The following is a 15600-nucleotide window of genomic DNA, read 5'->3' as shown; positions in this document are numbered from 1 at the left end:
GCGTCCCGGTTTGCGGCCGGCGCCGGCGTACGTCGACCATGCGCCCATGAGCCAGCCCGTCACCGTCTCGATCACCCGCACGCTCGATCCCGGCCACGACGCGGAGATGCTCAGCTGGCTGCAGGCCGGCACGACCCTGGCCCAGCAGTTCCCCGGCTTCCTCGGGGCCGGCTGGGTGCGGCCGGAGGCCGGGTCGGACACCTGGCACATGCTCTACCGCTTCGCCGACGACGAGGCGCTCCAGGCCTGGGAGCACTCGCCCCAGCGGCAGTGGTGGCGCTCCTCGGCGGTCGGCCTCGGGGTGGTCGAGGCCCGCCGGGAGCGGCGCACCGGCATCGAGGGCTGGTTCGACGACCCGGCCGCGCGCGACGTCGAGGACCTCCGCGCGGTCCCGGCCGCCCCGCCGCGCTGGAAGCAGGCCTCGGTGATCTTCCTGGTCTTCTACCCGCTGAGCGTGCTGGTCAACTGGCTGGCCGCGCCCGTCCTCGGCGACGTCTGGCTGCCGCTGCGCGTGCTCGTGGTGGTCCTGGTGATGACGCCGGTCATGACGTACGTCGCCCTGCCCTGGATGACCCGCCGCATGGAGTGGTGGCTGCACGGGCGGCCCGCGCCGTGGACCCGCGCCGCCCGCGCGGCGAGGTAGCCCGGGCCCGCCTCAGGCGCGGGCGGTGCCGCCCCAGTTGGCGAGCTTGGTGGCGACGGCGTGCAGGTCGGCGCGCCAGACGTCCTCCGGGCCGGGCGGCAGCACGGCGTCCCACTCCACGGCGTACGAGCCGAGCACGCCGGGCAGCCCCTCGGTCCGGGCGAAGAACCACTGGTGGAAGTGCGAGCCGCCGTCGCCCCAGCGGTTGACGTGGACGCGGCCGATGCCGTCGAGCGCGCTGACGATCCGCACCACGCGGTTGGTGATCCGGCCGAGCTCGGAGGCGAGGTCGTCGTCGAGGTCGCCCATGTCGAGGTGGTCGCGGGTGTGCAGCATCAGCACCAGCGGCAGGCCGGTCGGCGCCGCGGTGCGGGTCAGCACCCAGCGCTCGTCCTCCCAGACGACCCGCTCGGGGTCGAAGCCGGCGCAGGAGGAGCAGGGGCGGGCCGGGTCCTCGCCCTCGCGCAGCCGCTCGGGGGCGGGTGGGCGCACCGCGCGCGGGACGACCTGCCCGTCGCGCACCTCCCAGGGGAAGACGTCCCACTCGCCCAGGGGCGGCATCGGCAGCCGGGCGTCGGGGGCGTGCTGGAGGACGCGGGCGTGGACCTGCTCGGCGGACTCGGCCATGGCGACACTGTGCCACCGCACTAGCCTGGCCACGTGGCAGACGTCCAGATCCCCGCGGCCCCGACCATCGAGGGGGCGACCCACCTGCACTCGGGCAAGGTCCGCGACCTCTACGAGCTGACCGAGGGCCCGTACGCCGGGGCGCTGCTCATGGTCGCCAGCGACCGGATCTCGGCCTACGACTTCATCCTCGACGCCACGATCCCCGACAAGGGCGAGATCCTCACCCGGATGTCGCTGTGGTGGTTCGACCGGCTCGCCGACATCGTGCCCCACCACGTGCTGTCCACCGACGTGCCCGCGGCCGTCCGCGGCCGGGCGGTGGTCTGCGAGAAGCTGTCGATGTTCCCCGTCGAGTGCGTCGCGCGGGGCTACCTCACCGGGTCCGGCCTCAGCGACTACCGCGCCACCGGCTCGGTCTGCGGCAACCCGCTCCCCGAGGGCCTCATCGACGGCTCCCGGCTGCCCGAGCCGATCTTCACCCCCGCGACCAAGGCGGCCGTGGGGGAGCACGACGAGAACGTCGACCTCGCCGCGGTCGCCGAGGTCGTCGGGCCCGGCGGGGCCGCGCGGCTGCGCGACCTGACCCTGGAGGTCTACGCCCGCGCCGAGGCCATCGCCCGGGAGCAGGGGATCATCCTGGCCGACACCAAGCTGGAGTTCGGGGACCGCTCCGACGGGACCACGGTCCTCGGCGACGAGGTGCTCACGCCGGATTCCTCCCGCTTCTGGCCGCTCGCGCAGTGGCAGCCCGGCCGCGCCCAGCCGTCGTACGACAAGCAGGTCGTCCGCGACTGGCTCACCTCGCCGGAGTCCGGCTGGGACCGCGCCTCCGGCGAGGCGCCGCCCCCGCTGCCCGCGGAGGTCGTCGACCGCACCCGGGCGCGGTACGTCGAGGCCTACGAGCGGCTCACCGGCGAGCGGTGGTGACCGGGCCGATGACCGGGCAGCGATGAGCCGGACCGTCCTCTTCCCGGTGCCCCCGTCGGTGGTCCTCGACTACCTGGCGGACCCGGCCCACCGCGCGGAGTGGCAGTCCAGCCTCGCGCGGGTCGAGGACGTCGCCGGCCCGGTCGGCGTGGGCCAGACCTGGACCGACGTCACCGTGCCGGGCCTGCGCCCGCGGATGCGCACCACCGCGCTGGTGCCCGGCGAGCGGTGGTCCGAGACCGGCACCTGGCGCGGCCTCGAGGCCGACCTGACGTTGGAGGTGGCTCCCGCCCCGGGTGAGGCGAGCATCGTGTCGGCGCAGCTCGCGCTCCGCGGCCGCGGCCCGGTCGGGTTGCTCGCCCGGGCGCTGGAGGTGGTCGCGCCGGCCGCGGTCCGCTCCGACCTGCGGCGCGCCGCGCGGATCCTCAGGGAGCGGCCCCCGCCGGCTCCCGGGGTTGGTGACGGCCGAGTAGGTTGAGGCCGACCCGGACCGTCTGATGGAGGCCACCCAAGTGTCGACGTACAACCTCTCGTCCCTGCTGGAGAACAGCGCGCAGCAGTACGCCGACCGGGACGCGGTCGTCCTCGGCGAGACCCGGCTGACCTACGCCGCGGTCGACTCCTTCGCGAACATGGTCGCGAACCTGCTGGTCTCCCGCGGGATCCAGCCCGGCGACAAGGTCGCGCTGAGCTGCCCGAACCTGCCGTACTTCTCGGTCGTCTACTACGGCATCCTCAAGGCCGGCGCGACCGTCGTCCCGCTCAACGTGCTGCTCAAGGGCCGTGAGGTCGCCTACCACCTCCAGGACAGCGACGCGAAGGCGTACTTCTGCTTCCAGGGCACCCCGGACCTGCCGATGGCGACCGAGGGGTACGCCGGGTTCGGCGAGGCGCCGGACTGCGAGCACTTCTTCGTCATCACCGCCGACCTCGCCGCGCCGAGCCCCATCGAGGGCACCGAGACCATGGCGCAGGCGATGGGCGGCCAGCCGGCGGAGTTCACCTCGGTCGAGACCGACGAGGACGACACCGCGGTCATCCTCTACACCTCCGGCACCACCGGCCAGCCCAAGGGCGCCGAGCTGCGGCACCGCAACATGCGCGACAACGCGCTGCTCGGTGAGTCGCTCTTCGGCGCGGACGCGGGCAACCCGGACACCTACCTGTGCGTACTGCCGCTGTTCCACTCCTTCGGCCAGACCGTCATCCAGAACGGCGCGTTCGCCTACGGCGGCACGGTCGTGATGCTGCCGCGCTTCGAGGCGCAGGCCGCGCTCGGCCTGATGCTGCAGGAGAAGGTGACGTTCTTCGCCGGCGTCCCGACGATGTACTGGGGCCTGCTCGGCGCGCTCGAGGAGGGCGTCGACGTCGCCTCGATCGCCGCGAACCTCCGCGTCGCCGCCGCCGGCGGCTCCGCGCTGCCGGTCGAGGTGCACAAGGACTTCGAGAAGCGCTTCGGCGTGACGATCCTCGAGGGCTACGGCCTCTCCGAGACCTCCCCGGTCGCCTCGTTCTCGCCCCACGGCCAGCCGCCGCGCGTCGGCTCCATCGGCGTGCCGGTGCCCGGCGTCGAGATGATGCTGCTCAAGCCCGAGTCGTGGGAGCAGATCGACGGCGCCGGACCCGACGCGGTCGGCGAGATCGCGATCAAGGGCCACAACATCATGAAGGGCTACTACGACCGGCCCGAGGCGACCGCCGAGGCGATCCGGGACGGGTGGTTCCGCTCCGGTGACCTCGCGCGCAAGGACGAGGACGGCTGGTACTACATCGTCGACCGGTCCAAGGACATGATCATCCGCGGCGGCTTCAACGTGTACCCCCGCGAGATCGAGGAGGTCCTGATGACCCACCCCGACGTCTCGCTCGCCGCGGTCATCGGCGTCCCGCACGAGAGCCACGGCGAGGAGATCAAGGCGTTCGTCATCCTCAACGACGGCGCCACGGTCACCCCCGAGCAGATCGTCGGCTGGTCCAAGGAGCAGCTCGCGGCCTACAAGTACCCCCGCGTGGTCCAGGTCGTGGACTCCCTGCCGATGACCGCCACCGGCAAGATCCTCAAGCGGGAGCTCGCCTGATGCGGGCCCTGCTGATGGTGCTCGCCGGGTTCCTGATCATCTCCGGCGGGCTGTGGTGGATCGGCGGCGGCTCCGGCCTCGCCGGCCCCATCCTCACCGGGCTCGGCGTCGCGCTGGTCATCGTCGTGGTGCAGAACAGCCGGTCCTAGCCGGCTCCGCCCGCGGACGTCCCAGGGAGAACCGGCAGCCGCGCCCCAGGCTCAGGCGAACGGGTTCGGCAGCCCGCCGGGCAGCTCGGCGAGGAGCTGGCGCGCCTGGGCGGCGGACTTGTGCTCGACGAGCACCTCGTAGCGGGTGGCGACGATCTGGGTCACCGAGGAGAAGTCGCGACGACCGCGGGTCGCGGCGTAGCCGACGAGCGCCCAGATCACGCCGAACAGCGCACCGAAGAACACCGTCGAGAGCAGGATCGCGAGCAGGCTGCCCTCGACGAACAGGCTGAAGACCAGGCCGATGAACAGGCCGAACCAGGCGCCGGACAGCAGCCCGCCGAGGGCCACCTTCCCGGTGGTGAGCCGGCCGGTGATCCGTTCGACCCGCTTGAGGTCGGTGCCGACGATCATGCACTGCTCGACGGGGAACTTCCGGTCGGAGAGGAAGTCGACGGCCCGCTGCGCGGCCGCGTAGTCGTCGTACACGGCGAGTGACTGCGGGAAGGCGAGGCGGAGAGGTGACCCGCCCGGCCCGCCCGGCCCGCCCAGCGGCGTACCAGTGGGGATGCTCATAACCTCCACAGTGCCCGACGCACCTAGACTGGAGACATGCCCCGAGTCGTCGTCGACGTCATGCCCAAGCCCGAGATCCTCGACCCCCAGGGCAAGGCGGTCCTCGGCGCACTGCCCCGCCTCGGCTTCGCCGGGGTGAGCGACGTCCGCCAGGGCAAGCGCTTCGAGCTCGAGGTCGAGGGCGAGGTCACCGAGGCGGTGCTCGCCGACGTGCACCGCATGGCCGAGACGCTCCTGTCGAACCCCGTCATCGAGAGCTTCGCGGTGCGGGTGGAGCAGGACGCATGAAGGTCGGCGTCGTCACCTTCCCGGGCTCTCTCGACGACGTCGACGCCCAGCGCGCCGTCCGGCTCGGCGGCCACGAGGCCGTCGCGCTCTGGCACGGCGACCACGACCTGAGGGGCGTGGACGCGATCGTGCTGCCGGGCGGGTTCTCCTACGGCGACTACCTGCGCTGCGGCGCGATCTCCCGGTTCTCCCCGGTGATGACCGAGGTCGTCGAGGCCGCCGGGCGCGGCATGCCGGTGCTGGGCATCTGCAACGGGTTCCAGATCCTCTGCGAGTCCCACCTGCTGCCCGGCGCGCTCATCCGCAACCAGCGCCAGAAGTTCCTCTGCGTCGACCAGCGGTTGCGCATCGAGAGCACCCGCACCCCCTGGACCGCGGCGTACGCCGAGGGCCAGGAGGTCGTCATCGCGCTGAAGAACGGCGAGGGGTCCTTCGTCGCCGACGAGGAGACCCTCGACCGGCTCGAGGGCGAGGGCCAGGTCGTGGCCCGCTACCTGGGGGACAACCCGAACGGCTCGCTGCGCGACATCGCGGGCATCAGCAACGAGCGCGGGAACGTCGTCGGCCTGATGCCCCACCCCGAGCACTCGGTCGAGGAGCTGTGCGGCACCGGGACCGACGGGCTCGGGTTCTTCGCACTCGCCACCCTGGCCACGGAGGTATTCGCGTGATCTCCTCTCCGAACCGCCTCTTCCGCGCCGTCGCCACGGCCGAGGCCATCACCTGGGCCGGCCTGATCGGCGGCATGATCCTCAAGTACGGCACCGACACCACCGAGGTCGGCGTCCAGGTCTTCGGCCCGATCCACGGCGCGGTCTTCATCGCCTACTGCGTGACCACCGTCGTGGTCGCGATCGACCAGCGCTGGTCGACCGGCCGCCTGCTCGGGGGCCTGGCCTCCGCGGTGCCGCCGTTCCTGACCCTCTGGTTCGAGCGGTACGCCGGCAAGCACGGCCTGCTCGCGGACTCCTGGCGCCTGCGCTCGGCCTCGGCCTCGGCCTCGGCCTCCGCGCCGACCGGCCTCGAGCGCCCCGTCGGCTGGCTGCTCCGCAACCCCGCCCGCGGCCTCGTCACCGCTCTCGTGGCCGTCGTCGCGCTCTTCGGCATCGCGCTCGTCGCCGGCCCGCCGGTCGGCTGAGGTCTCCCGCCGCCGGATGTTTCATCGGCCGGCCGATGAAACTCCCGGTTGGCCGATGGAACTTCATCGTCCCGCCGACAGCTTTGTCGGCCGGCCGATGAATCTTCCCCGCGCCGCCGCCCTCAGCGGACGCCGGAGCGCAGCGCCGCCCACGACTCGGGGTTGACCACGCCGGAGACCGGCAGGCCGATCTTCTTCTGCCAGGCCCGGACGGCGGTGTCGGTGCGGGCGTCGAAGACCCCCGTGACGACGACCTTGGCCTTCGGGTCGGCCGCGTTGATCGCTCGCTGGACCCGGCGCACCTCCGAGCCGGCCGACCCGCGCTTGAGGACCGGCGAGGAGCCGACGGCGTGCAGGGACATCCAGTTCGCCTTGGTGAACCGGTCGCGGACCGGGAAGCCGCGGGCGGCCTGGAACGCGCGGATGCTGTCCAGGGTGCGGGCGTTGAGCGTGCCGGTGAGCGCGCCGGCGTACCGGTCCTGCTCCTTGAGCAGGCACTGGAGCGCCTTGACCTGGCGGGCGTCGGACGGCTTCTGGTTGCCGGTGGCCGGGCGGAGCGCGGCGTAGACCGGGTAGGAGACCCGTACGCCGCCGCAGCGCGACTCCGGTGCGGCGACCGAGCCGCGGCCGACGTCGAGGAAGTTGCTGTCGATGTTGATCTTCACGCCGCCCCAGTTCTCGACGTGGTCGCCGCGGTACTGCTTCACGCGGCCACCCGGGCGCCACCCGTCCTCGCGGATGTAGGACGTCGAGGTGTTCGCGACGCCGTCCCAGCGGGCGATCCAGATGGTGTCGGGCAGCGTGTAGGTGCCGGGCCGGTTCACCCGGGCGTCGTCGAGGTCCTTGATGCCCGAGCCGGCGCTGGAGTAGACGCCGGAGACCCAACCGAGGGCGTGCAGCTTCTCGGTCCAGGCGCCGACGAAGGCCAGCGCGGACTCGCGGCAGTGGGTGTTGCTGCTGTCGTAGCCCTCGAGGTCGTAGAACAGCGTGCTGCCGCGTGCCAGGCCGAGGGCCGTGACCGCGGCGACCGCCTTCTCGGCCTCGGCGAAGCCCTGCTGGCGGGCCTGGAAGTAGCGGCCGTTGTTCCCCGGCTTGGGGTTGATCTTCACGTCGTCGGCGTAGCGGGGGAACCGCGGGTGGCACGACGCCTGCGGGCCGAGGGTGATCGGCAGCAGCCGCCAGCCCTTCTTCAGCTGCTTGGTGACCCACGCCGGCGTGAGGTTCGGCTGGCTGCGGCAGGCCCGGGAGTCGCCGGAGATGTAGATGCCGACGGCCAGGAACGGCGAGTGCTTGAGCCAGCGGTTCATCTTCCACTGCTCCGGGGCCAGGCACTGGTCGAAGCCGTGGCCGGTGAAGTCGCCGGGCGTGACCGGGTTGGTGCTCTTCTTCACCACCGGCGCGGACGCCGTGCTCGCGGGCGCGGCGGCGCCGGCGGCCCCGGCGGGCGCGGTGGCGGGGCCCTCGGCCCCGGCGGCCTGCGGACCGAGCAGCAGGGCTCCGCCGAGGAGGGCGGACAGGACGGCGGTGGTACGGCGGCGCATGGGGGTGGTCACTCCAGACGTGGGGGAAGGCGAATCACCATAACCACAGCAGTCACACCAGTCACAGACGTTCGGATGAACTACCGACCTGTAGTTCTCGCGACCGCGGCCGCGGTCGGGACCGCGGCGTACCGCCGGTAGATTGACGCCGTGCTCGACACCGTGGCCGTAGCCGCCGAGGACCCTGCCCGCGACCAGCCCTGGGCCGACCTCGGCCTCAAGGCCGACGAGTACGAACGGATCCGCGAGATCCTCGGGCGTCGGCCGACCAGCTCGGAGCTGGCGATGTACTCGGTGATGTGGAGCGAGCACTGCTCCTACAAGTCCTCCAAGGTCCACCTCAAGCAGTTCTCCGAGCTGCCGCAGGAGACCCCGCTCGGCAAGACCCTGGCCGGCATCGGCGAGAACGCCGGCGTGATCGACATCGGGCAGGGCTACGCGGTCACCTTCAAGGTCGAGAGCCACAACCACCCGTCGTACGTCGAGCCCTACCAGGGCGCCGCGACCGGCGTCGGCGGCATCGTCCGCGACATCCTCGCGATGGGCGCGCGACCGGTCGCGGTCATGGACCCGCTGCGCTTCGGCCCGCTCGACGCCGACGACACCCACCGCGTGCTGCCCGGGATCGTGGCCGGCGTCGGCGGCTACGGCAACTGCCTGGGCCTGCCCAACATCGGCGGCGAGGCGGTCTTCGACGCGAGCTACCTCGGCAACCCGCTGGTCAACGCGCTGTGCGTCGGCGTGCTGCGCCACGAGGACCTGCACCTGGCCAAGGCGAGCGGCGTCGGCAACAAGGTCGTGCTGTACGGCGCGAAGACCGGCGGCGACGGCATCGGCGGGGTCTCGGTGCTCGCCTCGGAGACCTTCGACGCCGACGGCCCGGCGAAGCGGCCGGCGGTGCAGGTCGGCGACCCGTTCATGGAGAAGCTCCTCATCGAGTGCACGCTGGAGATCTTCGCCGCGGGCCTCGTCGCCGGCATCCAGGACCTCGGCGGCGCCGGGCTGTCCTGCGCCACCTCCGAGCTGGCCTCCGCCGGCGACGGCGGCATGCACGTCGACCTGGACCTGGTGCCGCTGCGCGACTCCACGCTCTCGCCCGAGGAGATCCTCATGAGCGAGTCCCAGGAGCGGATGATGGCCGTCGTCGAGCCCGGCGACGTCGAGGCGTTCCTCGCGATCTGCGCGAAGTGGGAGGTCGACGCCACCGTCATCGGCGAGGTCACCGACACCGGCCGGCTCCACGTCGACTGGCACGGCGAGCGCGTCGTCGACGTGCCGCCGCGCTCGGTCGCGCACGAGGGGCCGACGTACCACCGCCCCCTCGCCCGGCCCTCGTGGCAGGACGCGCTCCAGGCCGACCGCGCCGAGGACCTGCCGCGCCCCTCGACCGCCGAGGAGCTGCGCGAGACGGTGCTGCGCCTGGTCGCCAGCCCGAACCTGTGCGACAAGTCCTGGATCACCGACCAGTACGACCGCTACGTCCGCGGCAACACCGTCCTGGCCCAGCCCTCCGACAGCGGCATGGTCCGCGTCGACGAGGAGACCAACCTCGGCGTCGCGGTCTCCACCGACTGCAACGGCCGCTTCGCCAAGCTCGACCCGTACGCCGGCGCGCAGCTGGCCCTCGCGGAGTCCTACCGCAACGTGGCGACCGGCGGCGCCGTCCCGCTCGCGATCTCCGACTGCCTCAACTTCGGCTCGCCGGAGGACCCGGCGGTCATGTGGCAGTTCGCCGAGGCCTGCCGCGGCCTCAAGGACGGCTGTGCCGAGCTGGGCATCCCGGTCACGGGCGGCAACGTCAGCCTCTACAACCAGACCGGCGAGACCGCGATCCTGCCGACCCCGGTCGTCGCGGTGCTCGGCGTCGTCGACGACGTCACGAAGCGGACCCCGTCCGCGTGGTCGAGCGCCGGCGAGACCGTCTTCCTGCTCGGCGAGACCCGCGAGGAGCTGTCGGGCTCGGAGTGGGCCAACGTCGTGCACGGCCACCTCGGCGGCCTCCCGCCGCGGGTCGACCTGGCCGCGGAGAAGGCCCTCGCGCAGCTGCTGCACGAGGGCGTCGGGCTGCTCACCAGCGCCCACGACCTCGCCGACGGCGGGCTCGCCCAGAGCCTCGCCGAGGCCGCGATGCGGAACATGGTCGGCGTGCGCGTCACCGTCCCGGGCGACACCTTCGTCGGGCTGTTCTCGGAGTCGGCCGCCCGCGCGGTCGTCACCGTCGCGGCCGAGGACGCGGAGCGGTTGCGCGACCTCGCCGCGCGCCACGGCGTACCCCTCACCGAGCTGGGGACCACCGGCGGCGACGCGCTCGTCGTCGAGGGGGGCTTCGAGGTGCCGCTCCTCGAGCTGCGGTCGGCGTGGATGACCACGCTGCCGGCGGCTCTTGCCTGAGGACCTCGTCGTCACGGGGACGTGGACCGTCCCCGACGCCGAGCTGTCCGAACGGTTCTCCCGCTCCTCCGGGCCGGGCGGGCAGGGCGTGAACACCGCCGACTCGCGGGTGGAGCTGTCGTACGACGTCGCCGGCTCCTCCTCGGTGCCCGCGCACCTGCGCGACCGGGTGCTCGCGCGGCTCGCGGGCCGGCTGGTCGACGGGGTGCTGACCATCGCCGCGAGCGAGCACCGCACGCAGCTGGCCAATCGGCGGGCCGCGCGGGAACGAATGGCCTCCGTGCTCCGCGACGCCTGCGCCCCGCCCCCGCCGACCCGGCGGCCGACCCGGCCGACCCGCGGCTCGAAGGAGCGGCGGCTCTCGGCCAAGAAGCGGCGCGGGGAGACCAAGCGCGGGCGGCAGGGCCGGTTCGAGTGAGGGCGTCGCGGCGCGGGCTCCTGGGCGGTGTCGGGCTGGGTATCGGGTCGCTGGCCGGCTGCGGCGAGGATCCGCCGGCGACGACCACGAGGAGGAGCGAGGGCGTGACCGGAGCACCCGCGAAGCGACGCATCGAGTACGGCGACGACCCCGCCCAGCTCGGCGAGCTGCACCTGCCGGCCGGCGACCCGCGCGGCGTGGTGGTGGTCGTGCACGGCGGCTTCTGGCGTGCGCAGTACGACCTCTCCCTCGGCACCCCGCTCGCCGTCGACCTCGCGCGGCGCGGGTGGGCGGCGTGGAACATCGAGTACCGGCGGGTCGGCGCCGGCGGCGGCGCGCCCGAGACCTTCGACGACGTCGCCGCGGCGATCGACGCGCTGCGCGGGACCGACCTGGACCTCTCGACCGTCGTCGCTGTCGGCCACTCCGCCGGCGGTCACCTCGCGGCCTGGGCCGCCTCCCGGACCCGTGACGAGCGGTGGGCCGGCGGGGTCGAGCTGACCGGCGTCGTCTCCCAGGCCGGCGTGCTGGACCTGCGCCGCGCGGTGCGCGAGGGGGTCGGTGAGACGGCCGTGCCGGACCTGCTCGGGGTGAGCGCGCCGGCTGCCGTCGAAGCGGCCTACGACCCGCAGCAGCAGCTGCCCCTCGACGTACCTCTGTGGTGCGTGCACGGCCGTGAGGACGACATCGTCCCGATCAACCAGTCCGAGGAGTACGTCGCCGCCGCGACCGCGGCCGGCGCCACCGCCGAGCTGGTGGCTGTCGAGGGCGACCACTTCGTCGTCATCGACCCCGCCGGCGAGGCCTGGACCCGGACCGTCGCCATCCTCGACACCCTCGCCTGACCCCCGGACCTCGCCGAGTCGGCACTTCTCGCCCGCCGAGTACTCACTTCTGGCGGGCCGAGTGGGCACCTTCTGCGGGTCGAGTCAGCAGTTCTGGCGGGTGCCGTCCACAACTGCCGACTCGGCCGACCGGAACTGCCGATTCGGCCGTCCGGAACTGCCGACTCGGCTGGCGGGCGGGGGCGGCGCGGGCCGCCTGCCTAGCCTGGGGAGGTGCTGCTGCGCTGGAAGCTGGGAGTCGTGGTCGGGGGTGGGAGCGGCGCGGGCCACGAGGTCTGCCTGCGGCTGGCCCGGTCCGGCTGCGGGGTGCTCGTCATCGACCCGGACGCCGCAGCGGCGGAGGCGACCGCGGAGGAGGTACGACGCAGCCGGGTGTCGGGATGGAGCCTCCAGGCCGACCCTGCGGGGGAGCCGGGCGACGACCAGCTCGTCACGGGGCGGGCGCGCGACCTCGGCGGCGCCGACCTGATGGTGACCGTCGGGCTGACCGCGCCGGCCGCGCTCGACCTCGGGCGGGGTCTGGCCGAGGCCCCCGTGCTGGTGCCGGGGCCGCGCGACCTCGACCCGAGCCGCACGGCGTCGGCGGTGCTGACGATCCTCCGCGCCGCCGAGCCGGGCGCGGTCGTCGTGCTCTAGCGAGCGGTTCACCATCGCTCGCATCCCGCGCCTCGGGCCCGGGGCCGGGCTGGCAGTGCGCCGCCAGGTGCGGCGGTTCGCGGGGTCGTACGGCAGCTCGGGGACGAGCTCGACGGGGTGCCGCACCGCAGGCACGGCCGCCCGGTCCCCCAGTGCGACCGGTCCAGCCGACGCGCCGGCTGGTGGACGCTGTGCCTCTCCGGCACGCCGCCATCCGCCCGGGGCGGCCAAGCCCCCGCCCGGGACCGAGCCGCCGACCGACCACCAGCAACGTCGGCGGGCGGAACTATCCTCGGCGGGTGCCTGCCCGCCTGCGCCCCGCTGACCCCGCCGACGTCGCGGCCGCCCTCGCACGGGTCCGCGCGGACGAGGCCGGCACGGGTGAGAAGGGCGACCTGCGGCTGCTGGTCAAGCACTACCTCGCGCTGCTCGAGGCCCGGGCGCCCGGCCACTCGGTGGAGGTGCGGGTGCCGCCCTACGCGGCCGTCCAGGTCGTGCCGGGGGTCCGGCACACCCGCGGCACGCCGCCGGCGGTGGTCGAGACCGACGCCGCGACGATCATCGCGCTGGCCACCGGAGAGCTCACCTGGCACGAGGCCGAGCAGGCCGGGCGGGTCCGCGCGAGCGGGGAGCGGGCCGACCTGTCGCCGTACCTGCCGCTGCACCGTTCGGTGTCTTGACCTAGCGTTGAGGGCATGACGAACCGCCTCACCACCGACGAGCTGCGCACCAAGGTCGACGGCGTCCTGCCGCGTCTGAGGAAGGACCTGGAGGACCTCGTCCGCATCGAGTCGGTCAGCGCCGACCCCGCCCGCGCGGCCGAGGTGCAGCGCAGCGCCGAGGCGGTCGCCGACCTGTTCCGCGCCGAGGGCTTCCAGACCGTCGACATCGTCAGCGCAGAGGGCGGCGCGCCGGCGGTCATCGCGCACAAGGCCGGCCCGGAGGGCGCGCCGACGGTGCTGCTCTACGCCCACCACGACGTGCAGCCCGAGAACGACCACGCCGACTGGGACTCCCCGCCGTTCGAGCCCACCGAGCGCGACGGCCGGCTCTACGCGCGCGGCGCCGCCGACGACAAGGCCGGCATCGCCGCCCACCTCGGCGCGCTGCGCGTCTTCGGCGACGACCTGCCGGTGAGCGTCACGATGTTCATCGAGGGTGAGGAGGAGGTCGGCTCCGACTCGCTCCCCGCGCTGCTGCGCGAGCACCAGGAGCGGCTGCGCTCCGACGTCATCGTCATCGCCGACTCCGGCAACTGGGACATCGGCGAGCCCGCGCTCACCACCAGCCTCCGCGGTCTGGTCCGCGCCGACATCGAGGTCCGCACGCTCACCCACGCCGTCCACTCCGGCATGTGGGGCGGGCTCGTGCCCGACGCGCTCATCGCGCTCTCCCGCGTCATCGCCAGCCTCCACGACGACGCGGGCGACGTCGCCGTCGCGGGCCTGCACAGCGGGCCGGCTGCCGACGTGGACTACCCCGAGGAGCGGCTGCGCGCGGAGTCCGGCGCCATCCCCGGCGTGCAGTGGATCGGCAGCGGTTCGGTTGTCGAGCGGCTGTGGACCAAGCCCGCTCTGTCGATCACCGGCCTCGACGCGCCCAAGGTCGAGGGCGCCAGCAACACCCTCGTCCCGGCCGCGCGCGCCAAGATCAGCCTCCGCATCGCGCCGGGCGACACCACGGAGAACGCCGTCGCGCGCCTGCGCGAGCACGTCGAGGCGAACCTCCCGTGGGGCGCCGAGCTCACCTTCACCGTCGTCGACACCGGCGAGGCCACCCAGATCGACGCGACGGGCCCGGCGTACGACGCCGCCCGCGAGGCCTTCACCGAGGCCTGGGACGGCACCGCCCCGGTCGACATGGGCGTCGGCGGGTCGATCCCGTTCATCGCGGAGTTCCTCGAGGCGTTCCCGCAGGCCAGCGTGCTGGTGACCGGCGTCGAGGACCCCGACACCCGCGCGCACGGCGCGAACGAGGGCCTGCACCTCGCCGAGTTCGAGCGGGTCGTCCTCGCCGAGACCCTGCTCCTGGACCGCCTCGGCAACCTGGAGGCGTAGTCGCCCCACCCGTGCAGGGTCGAGGTGGCACCCGTGCAGGGTCGAAGTGGCACTCCTGCAGGGTCGAGGTGACCCGTGCAGGGTCGAGGTGGCACTCCTACAGGGTCGAAGAGGCACTCCTGCACGGCGCCAGCCTGCAGCACTGCCACCTCGGCGCTGCAGCACCGCCACTTCGAGCGTGCAGCACTCCCACCTCGACCGTGCAGCACTCCCACCTCGGCGGGGAGGGGTGTGCGTCGCCCAGTGCGGCTACTGGCAGCCTGGCCAGGTCATGGCTGCGGTCGCGCTGTGACGAGGGTGCGCTGAGGCTCGCCGCCGAGGTCGGTGCCGCCGGCCGGCTCGTCGACGTCCGGGCCGGGCAGCAGGTGCGCCGGCGGGAGGTGCCGGCGCAGGAACCCCTGGAGGTCCTCGGTGGGCACGGCGCCGACGAGCAGGTCGCCGTGGGGCAGGCCGCGCAGCATCGTGGTCGCGATCCGCGGGTTCGGGCCCCGGCGCACCAGCGTCGCGAACCGCCGGACCCGCTCGGGCGTCGCGATGTGGTCCAGGGTGCCGGTCCAGACGTGGATCGGGATCCCGCGGTAGAGCGAGCGCGGGTCGCGGGCGATCGCGGTCGGGTTCGCGCGGTCGCCGTGCCGGGCGTTGGAGAAGCCGCCGGGGAACGCCGCGTCGACCGGCACCCCCTGCCGCTGGAGCGCCACGAGGTCGGTGGCCGGCTGGAGCGCGGCGACGCAGGCCACCTCGCGGCGGTGGGTGCCGGCGTACGACAGCACCGCGGCGCCGCCCATGGAGCTGCCGATCAGCGCGACCCGGCCCGGGGCGCCGCCCGTGCGCCGGTGCGTCGCGATGACCGCGTCGATGGCCCGGTGGTTGCGCGGGTTTCCCCACAAGAAGCCGCCGAAGTCCGAGACGACGACCCGGTAGCCGCTCAGCGCGGTCGCGAGCAGGTGCGCGCGGATCGGGGCGGTGGAGCGGCGGCGCAGGATCGCCTGGGTGTCGCGGCCCATCCCGTGGTGGTAGACCACCAGCGGCAGCGGACCCAGCGCCTCCGCGGTCGGCTCCAGGGTCGCCACGAGCCCCTGGCCCGAGGAGCGCAGCCGCACCGAGACGCCCGGGGGCGGGTCGAGCGGCCCGATCGGACCCGGCGCCGCCTCCGGCGGGTACGACGCCGGCTCGTCGGGCTGCGCCGGGGTCGCGAGCGCCGAGGCGCCGGCCGCGAGGGAGCCCGCGGACAGCAGGCCGCCGGCGACGAGGGCGCGGCGGGACACCTGAGGCGTCACGCCGGC

Annotated in this window: 18 protein-coding genes; 14 read left to right on the top strand and 4 right to left on the bottom strand. The window is 73.8% G+C overall.

Annotated elements, in window-relative coordinates; all coding sequences use genetic code 11:
- Nucleotides 1-46: 46 nt before the first annotated feature.
- Nucleotides 47-643 (top strand): antibiotic biosynthesis monooxygenase, encoded by a 597-nt coding sequence (locus HPC71_RS19045; RefSeq protein ID WP_154612617.1) that lies wholly within the window; start codon nucleotides 47-49, stop codon nucleotides 641-643.
- Nucleotides 644-655: 12 nt separating this feature from the next.
- Here HPC71_RS19045 and HPC71_RS19040 read toward each other — a convergent pair whose 3' ends face one another.
- The gene (locus tag HPC71_RS19040) at nucleotides 656-1270 is read right to left on the bottom strand and encodes a hypothetical protein (protein ID WP_154616640.1); all 615 of its coding nucleotides are present in this window, start codon (nucleotides 1268-1270) and stop codon (nucleotides 656-658) included.
- A gap of 33 nt (nucleotides 1271-1303) precedes the next feature.
- Here HPC71_RS19040 and HPC71_RS19035 point away from each other — a divergent pair, with 33 nt between their 5' ends.
- Genes HPC71_RS19035 through HPC71_RS19020 form a run of 4 tightly spaced genes read left to right on the top strand, consistent with a single transcriptional unit; the run spans nucleotide 1304 to nucleotide 4427 of the window.
- A complete protein-coding gene (locus HPC71_RS19035; protein ID WP_171897064.1) occupies nucleotides 1304-2200 on the top strand; it encodes a phosphoribosylaminoimidazolesuccinocarboxamide synthase in 897 nt (298 codons plus the stop codon).
- Between the two features lie 22 nt (nucleotides 2201-2222).
- A complete protein-coding gene (locus HPC71_RS19030; protein WP_154616641.1) occupies nucleotides 2223-2678 on the top strand; it encodes an SRPBCC family protein in 456 nt (151 codons plus the stop codon).
- Nucleotides 2679-2697: 19 nt separating this feature from the next.
- Nucleotides 2698-4278: a long-chain-fatty-acid--CoA ligase gene (locus tag HPC71_RS19025; RefSeq protein WP_154616642.1), complete on the top strand. Its 1581-nt coding sequence runs from the start codon at nucleotides 2698-2700 to the stop codon at nucleotides 4276-4278.
- The gene (locus HPC71_RS19020) at nucleotides 4278-4427 is read left to right on the top strand and encodes a hypothetical protein (protein WP_154612621.1); all 150 of its coding nucleotides are present in this window, start codon (nucleotides 4278-4280) and stop codon (nucleotides 4425-4427) included. Before HPC71_RS19025 ends, HPC71_RS19020 begins: the two co-directional genes overlap by 1 nt.
- Before the next feature lie 51 nt (nucleotides 4428-4478).
- On the opposite strand, the gene HPC71_RS19015 is transcribed toward HPC71_RS19020, so the two are convergent.
- On the bottom strand, nucleotides 4479-5003 hold the full coding sequence (locus HPC71_RS19015; RefSeq protein ID WP_154612622.1) for a YflT domain-containing protein: 525 nt from the start codon (nucleotides 5001-5003) through the stop codon (nucleotides 4479-4481).
- 36 nt (nucleotides 5004-5039) lie between these two features.
- Here HPC71_RS19015 and purS point away from each other — a divergent pair, with 36 nt between their 5' ends.
- From purS to HPC71_RS19000, 3 genes are read left to right on the top strand one after another with little or no spacing between them, the layout of a single operon-like run.
- Nucleotides 5040-5291 (top strand): phosphoribosylformylglycinamidine synthase subunit PurS, encoded by a 252-nt coding sequence (gene purS, locus HPC71_RS19010; RefSeq protein ID WP_154612623.1) that lies wholly within the window; start codon nucleotides 5040-5042, stop codon nucleotides 5289-5291.
- On the top strand, nucleotides 5288-5962 hold the full coding sequence (purQ, locus tag HPC71_RS19005; RefSeq protein WP_154616643.1) for a phosphoribosylformylglycinamidine synthase subunit PurQ: 675 nt from the start codon (nucleotides 5288-5290) through the stop codon (nucleotides 5960-5962). The genes purS and purQ overlap by 4 nt, the downstream gene beginning before the upstream one ends.
- Complete coding sequence (locus tag HPC71_RS19000) at nucleotides 5959-6429, top strand: DUF3817 domain-containing protein (protein WP_253943795.1); 471 nt, start codon at nucleotides 5959-5961, stop codon at nucleotides 6427-6429. Before purQ ends, HPC71_RS19000 begins: the two co-directional genes overlap by 4 nt.
- 122 nt (nucleotides 6430-6551) lie before the next feature.
- Here HPC71_RS19000 and HPC71_RS18995 read toward each other — a convergent pair whose 3' ends face one another.
- Entirely contained in the window at nucleotides 6552-7970 is a 1419-nt protein-coding gene (locus HPC71_RS18995) for a glycoside hydrolase domain-containing protein (protein ID WP_154616644.1), read from the bottom strand.
- Nucleotides 7971-8120: 150 nt separating this feature from the next.
- On the opposite strand from HPC71_RS18995, the gene purL reads away from it, so the two are divergent.
- The 6 genes from purL to HPC71_RS18965 all read left to right on the top strand — a co-directional run bounded on the left by purL (nucleotide 8121) and on the right by HPC71_RS18965 (nucleotide 14317).
- Nucleotides 8121-10361 (top strand): phosphoribosylformylglycinamidine synthase subunit PurL, encoded by a 2241-nt coding sequence (gene purL / locus HPC71_RS18990; protein WP_171897063.1) that lies wholly within the window; start codon nucleotides 8121-8123, stop codon nucleotides 10359-10361.
- Nucleotides 10354-10779: an alternative ribosome rescue aminoacyl-tRNA hydrolase ArfB gene (gene arfB, locus HPC71_RS18985; RefSeq protein WP_171897062.1), complete on the top strand. Its 426-nt coding sequence runs from the start codon at nucleotides 10354-10356 to the stop codon at nucleotides 10777-10779. The genes purL and arfB overlap by 8 nt, the downstream gene beginning before the upstream one ends.
- Before the next feature lie 104 nt (nucleotides 10780-10883).
- Nucleotides 10884-11624, top strand: a complete 741-nt coding sequence (locus HPC71_RS18980) for an alpha/beta hydrolase family protein (RefSeq protein WP_253943794.1) — start codon at nucleotides 10884-10886, stop codon at nucleotides 11622-11624.
- A 213-nt stretch (nucleotides 11625-11837) separates the two neighbouring features.
- Nucleotides 11838-12260, top strand: a complete 423-nt coding sequence (locus HPC71_RS18975) for an SDR family NAD(P)-dependent oxidoreductase (protein ID WP_171897060.1) — start codon at nucleotides 11838-11840, stop codon at nucleotides 12258-12260.
- A gap of 299 nt (nucleotides 12261-12559) precedes the next feature.
- Nucleotides 12560-12940: a sterol carrier family protein gene (locus HPC71_RS18970; RefSeq protein ID WP_171897059.1), complete on the top strand. Its 381-nt coding sequence runs from the start codon at nucleotides 12560-12562 to the stop codon at nucleotides 12938-12940.
- A 15-nt stretch (nucleotides 12941-12955) separates the two neighbouring features.
- The gene (locus tag HPC71_RS18965; protein WP_154616645.1) at nucleotides 12956-14317 is read left to right on the top strand and encodes a dipeptidase; all 1362 of its coding nucleotides are present in this window, start codon (nucleotides 12956-12958) and stop codon (nucleotides 14315-14317) included.
- A gap of 269 nt (nucleotides 14318-14586) precedes the next feature.
- Here the strand turns inward: HPC71_RS18965 and HPC71_RS18960 are convergent, their stop codons facing one another.
- Nucleotides 14587-15594 (bottom strand): alpha/beta hydrolase family protein, encoded by a 1008-nt coding sequence (locus HPC71_RS18960; RefSeq protein WP_154616646.1) that lies wholly within the window; start codon nucleotides 15592-15594, stop codon nucleotides 14587-14589.
- Nucleotides 15595-15600 lie beyond the last annotated feature (6 nt).

This window comes from Nocardioides marmotae (genome assembly GCF_013177455.1).
Lineage (GTDB): Bacteria > Actinomycetota > Actinomycetes > Propionibacteriales > Nocardioidaceae > Nocardioides > Nocardioides marmotae.
Note: the sequence above shows the minus strand (reverse complement) of the source record. Positions and strands in the feature narration are given on the sequence as shown.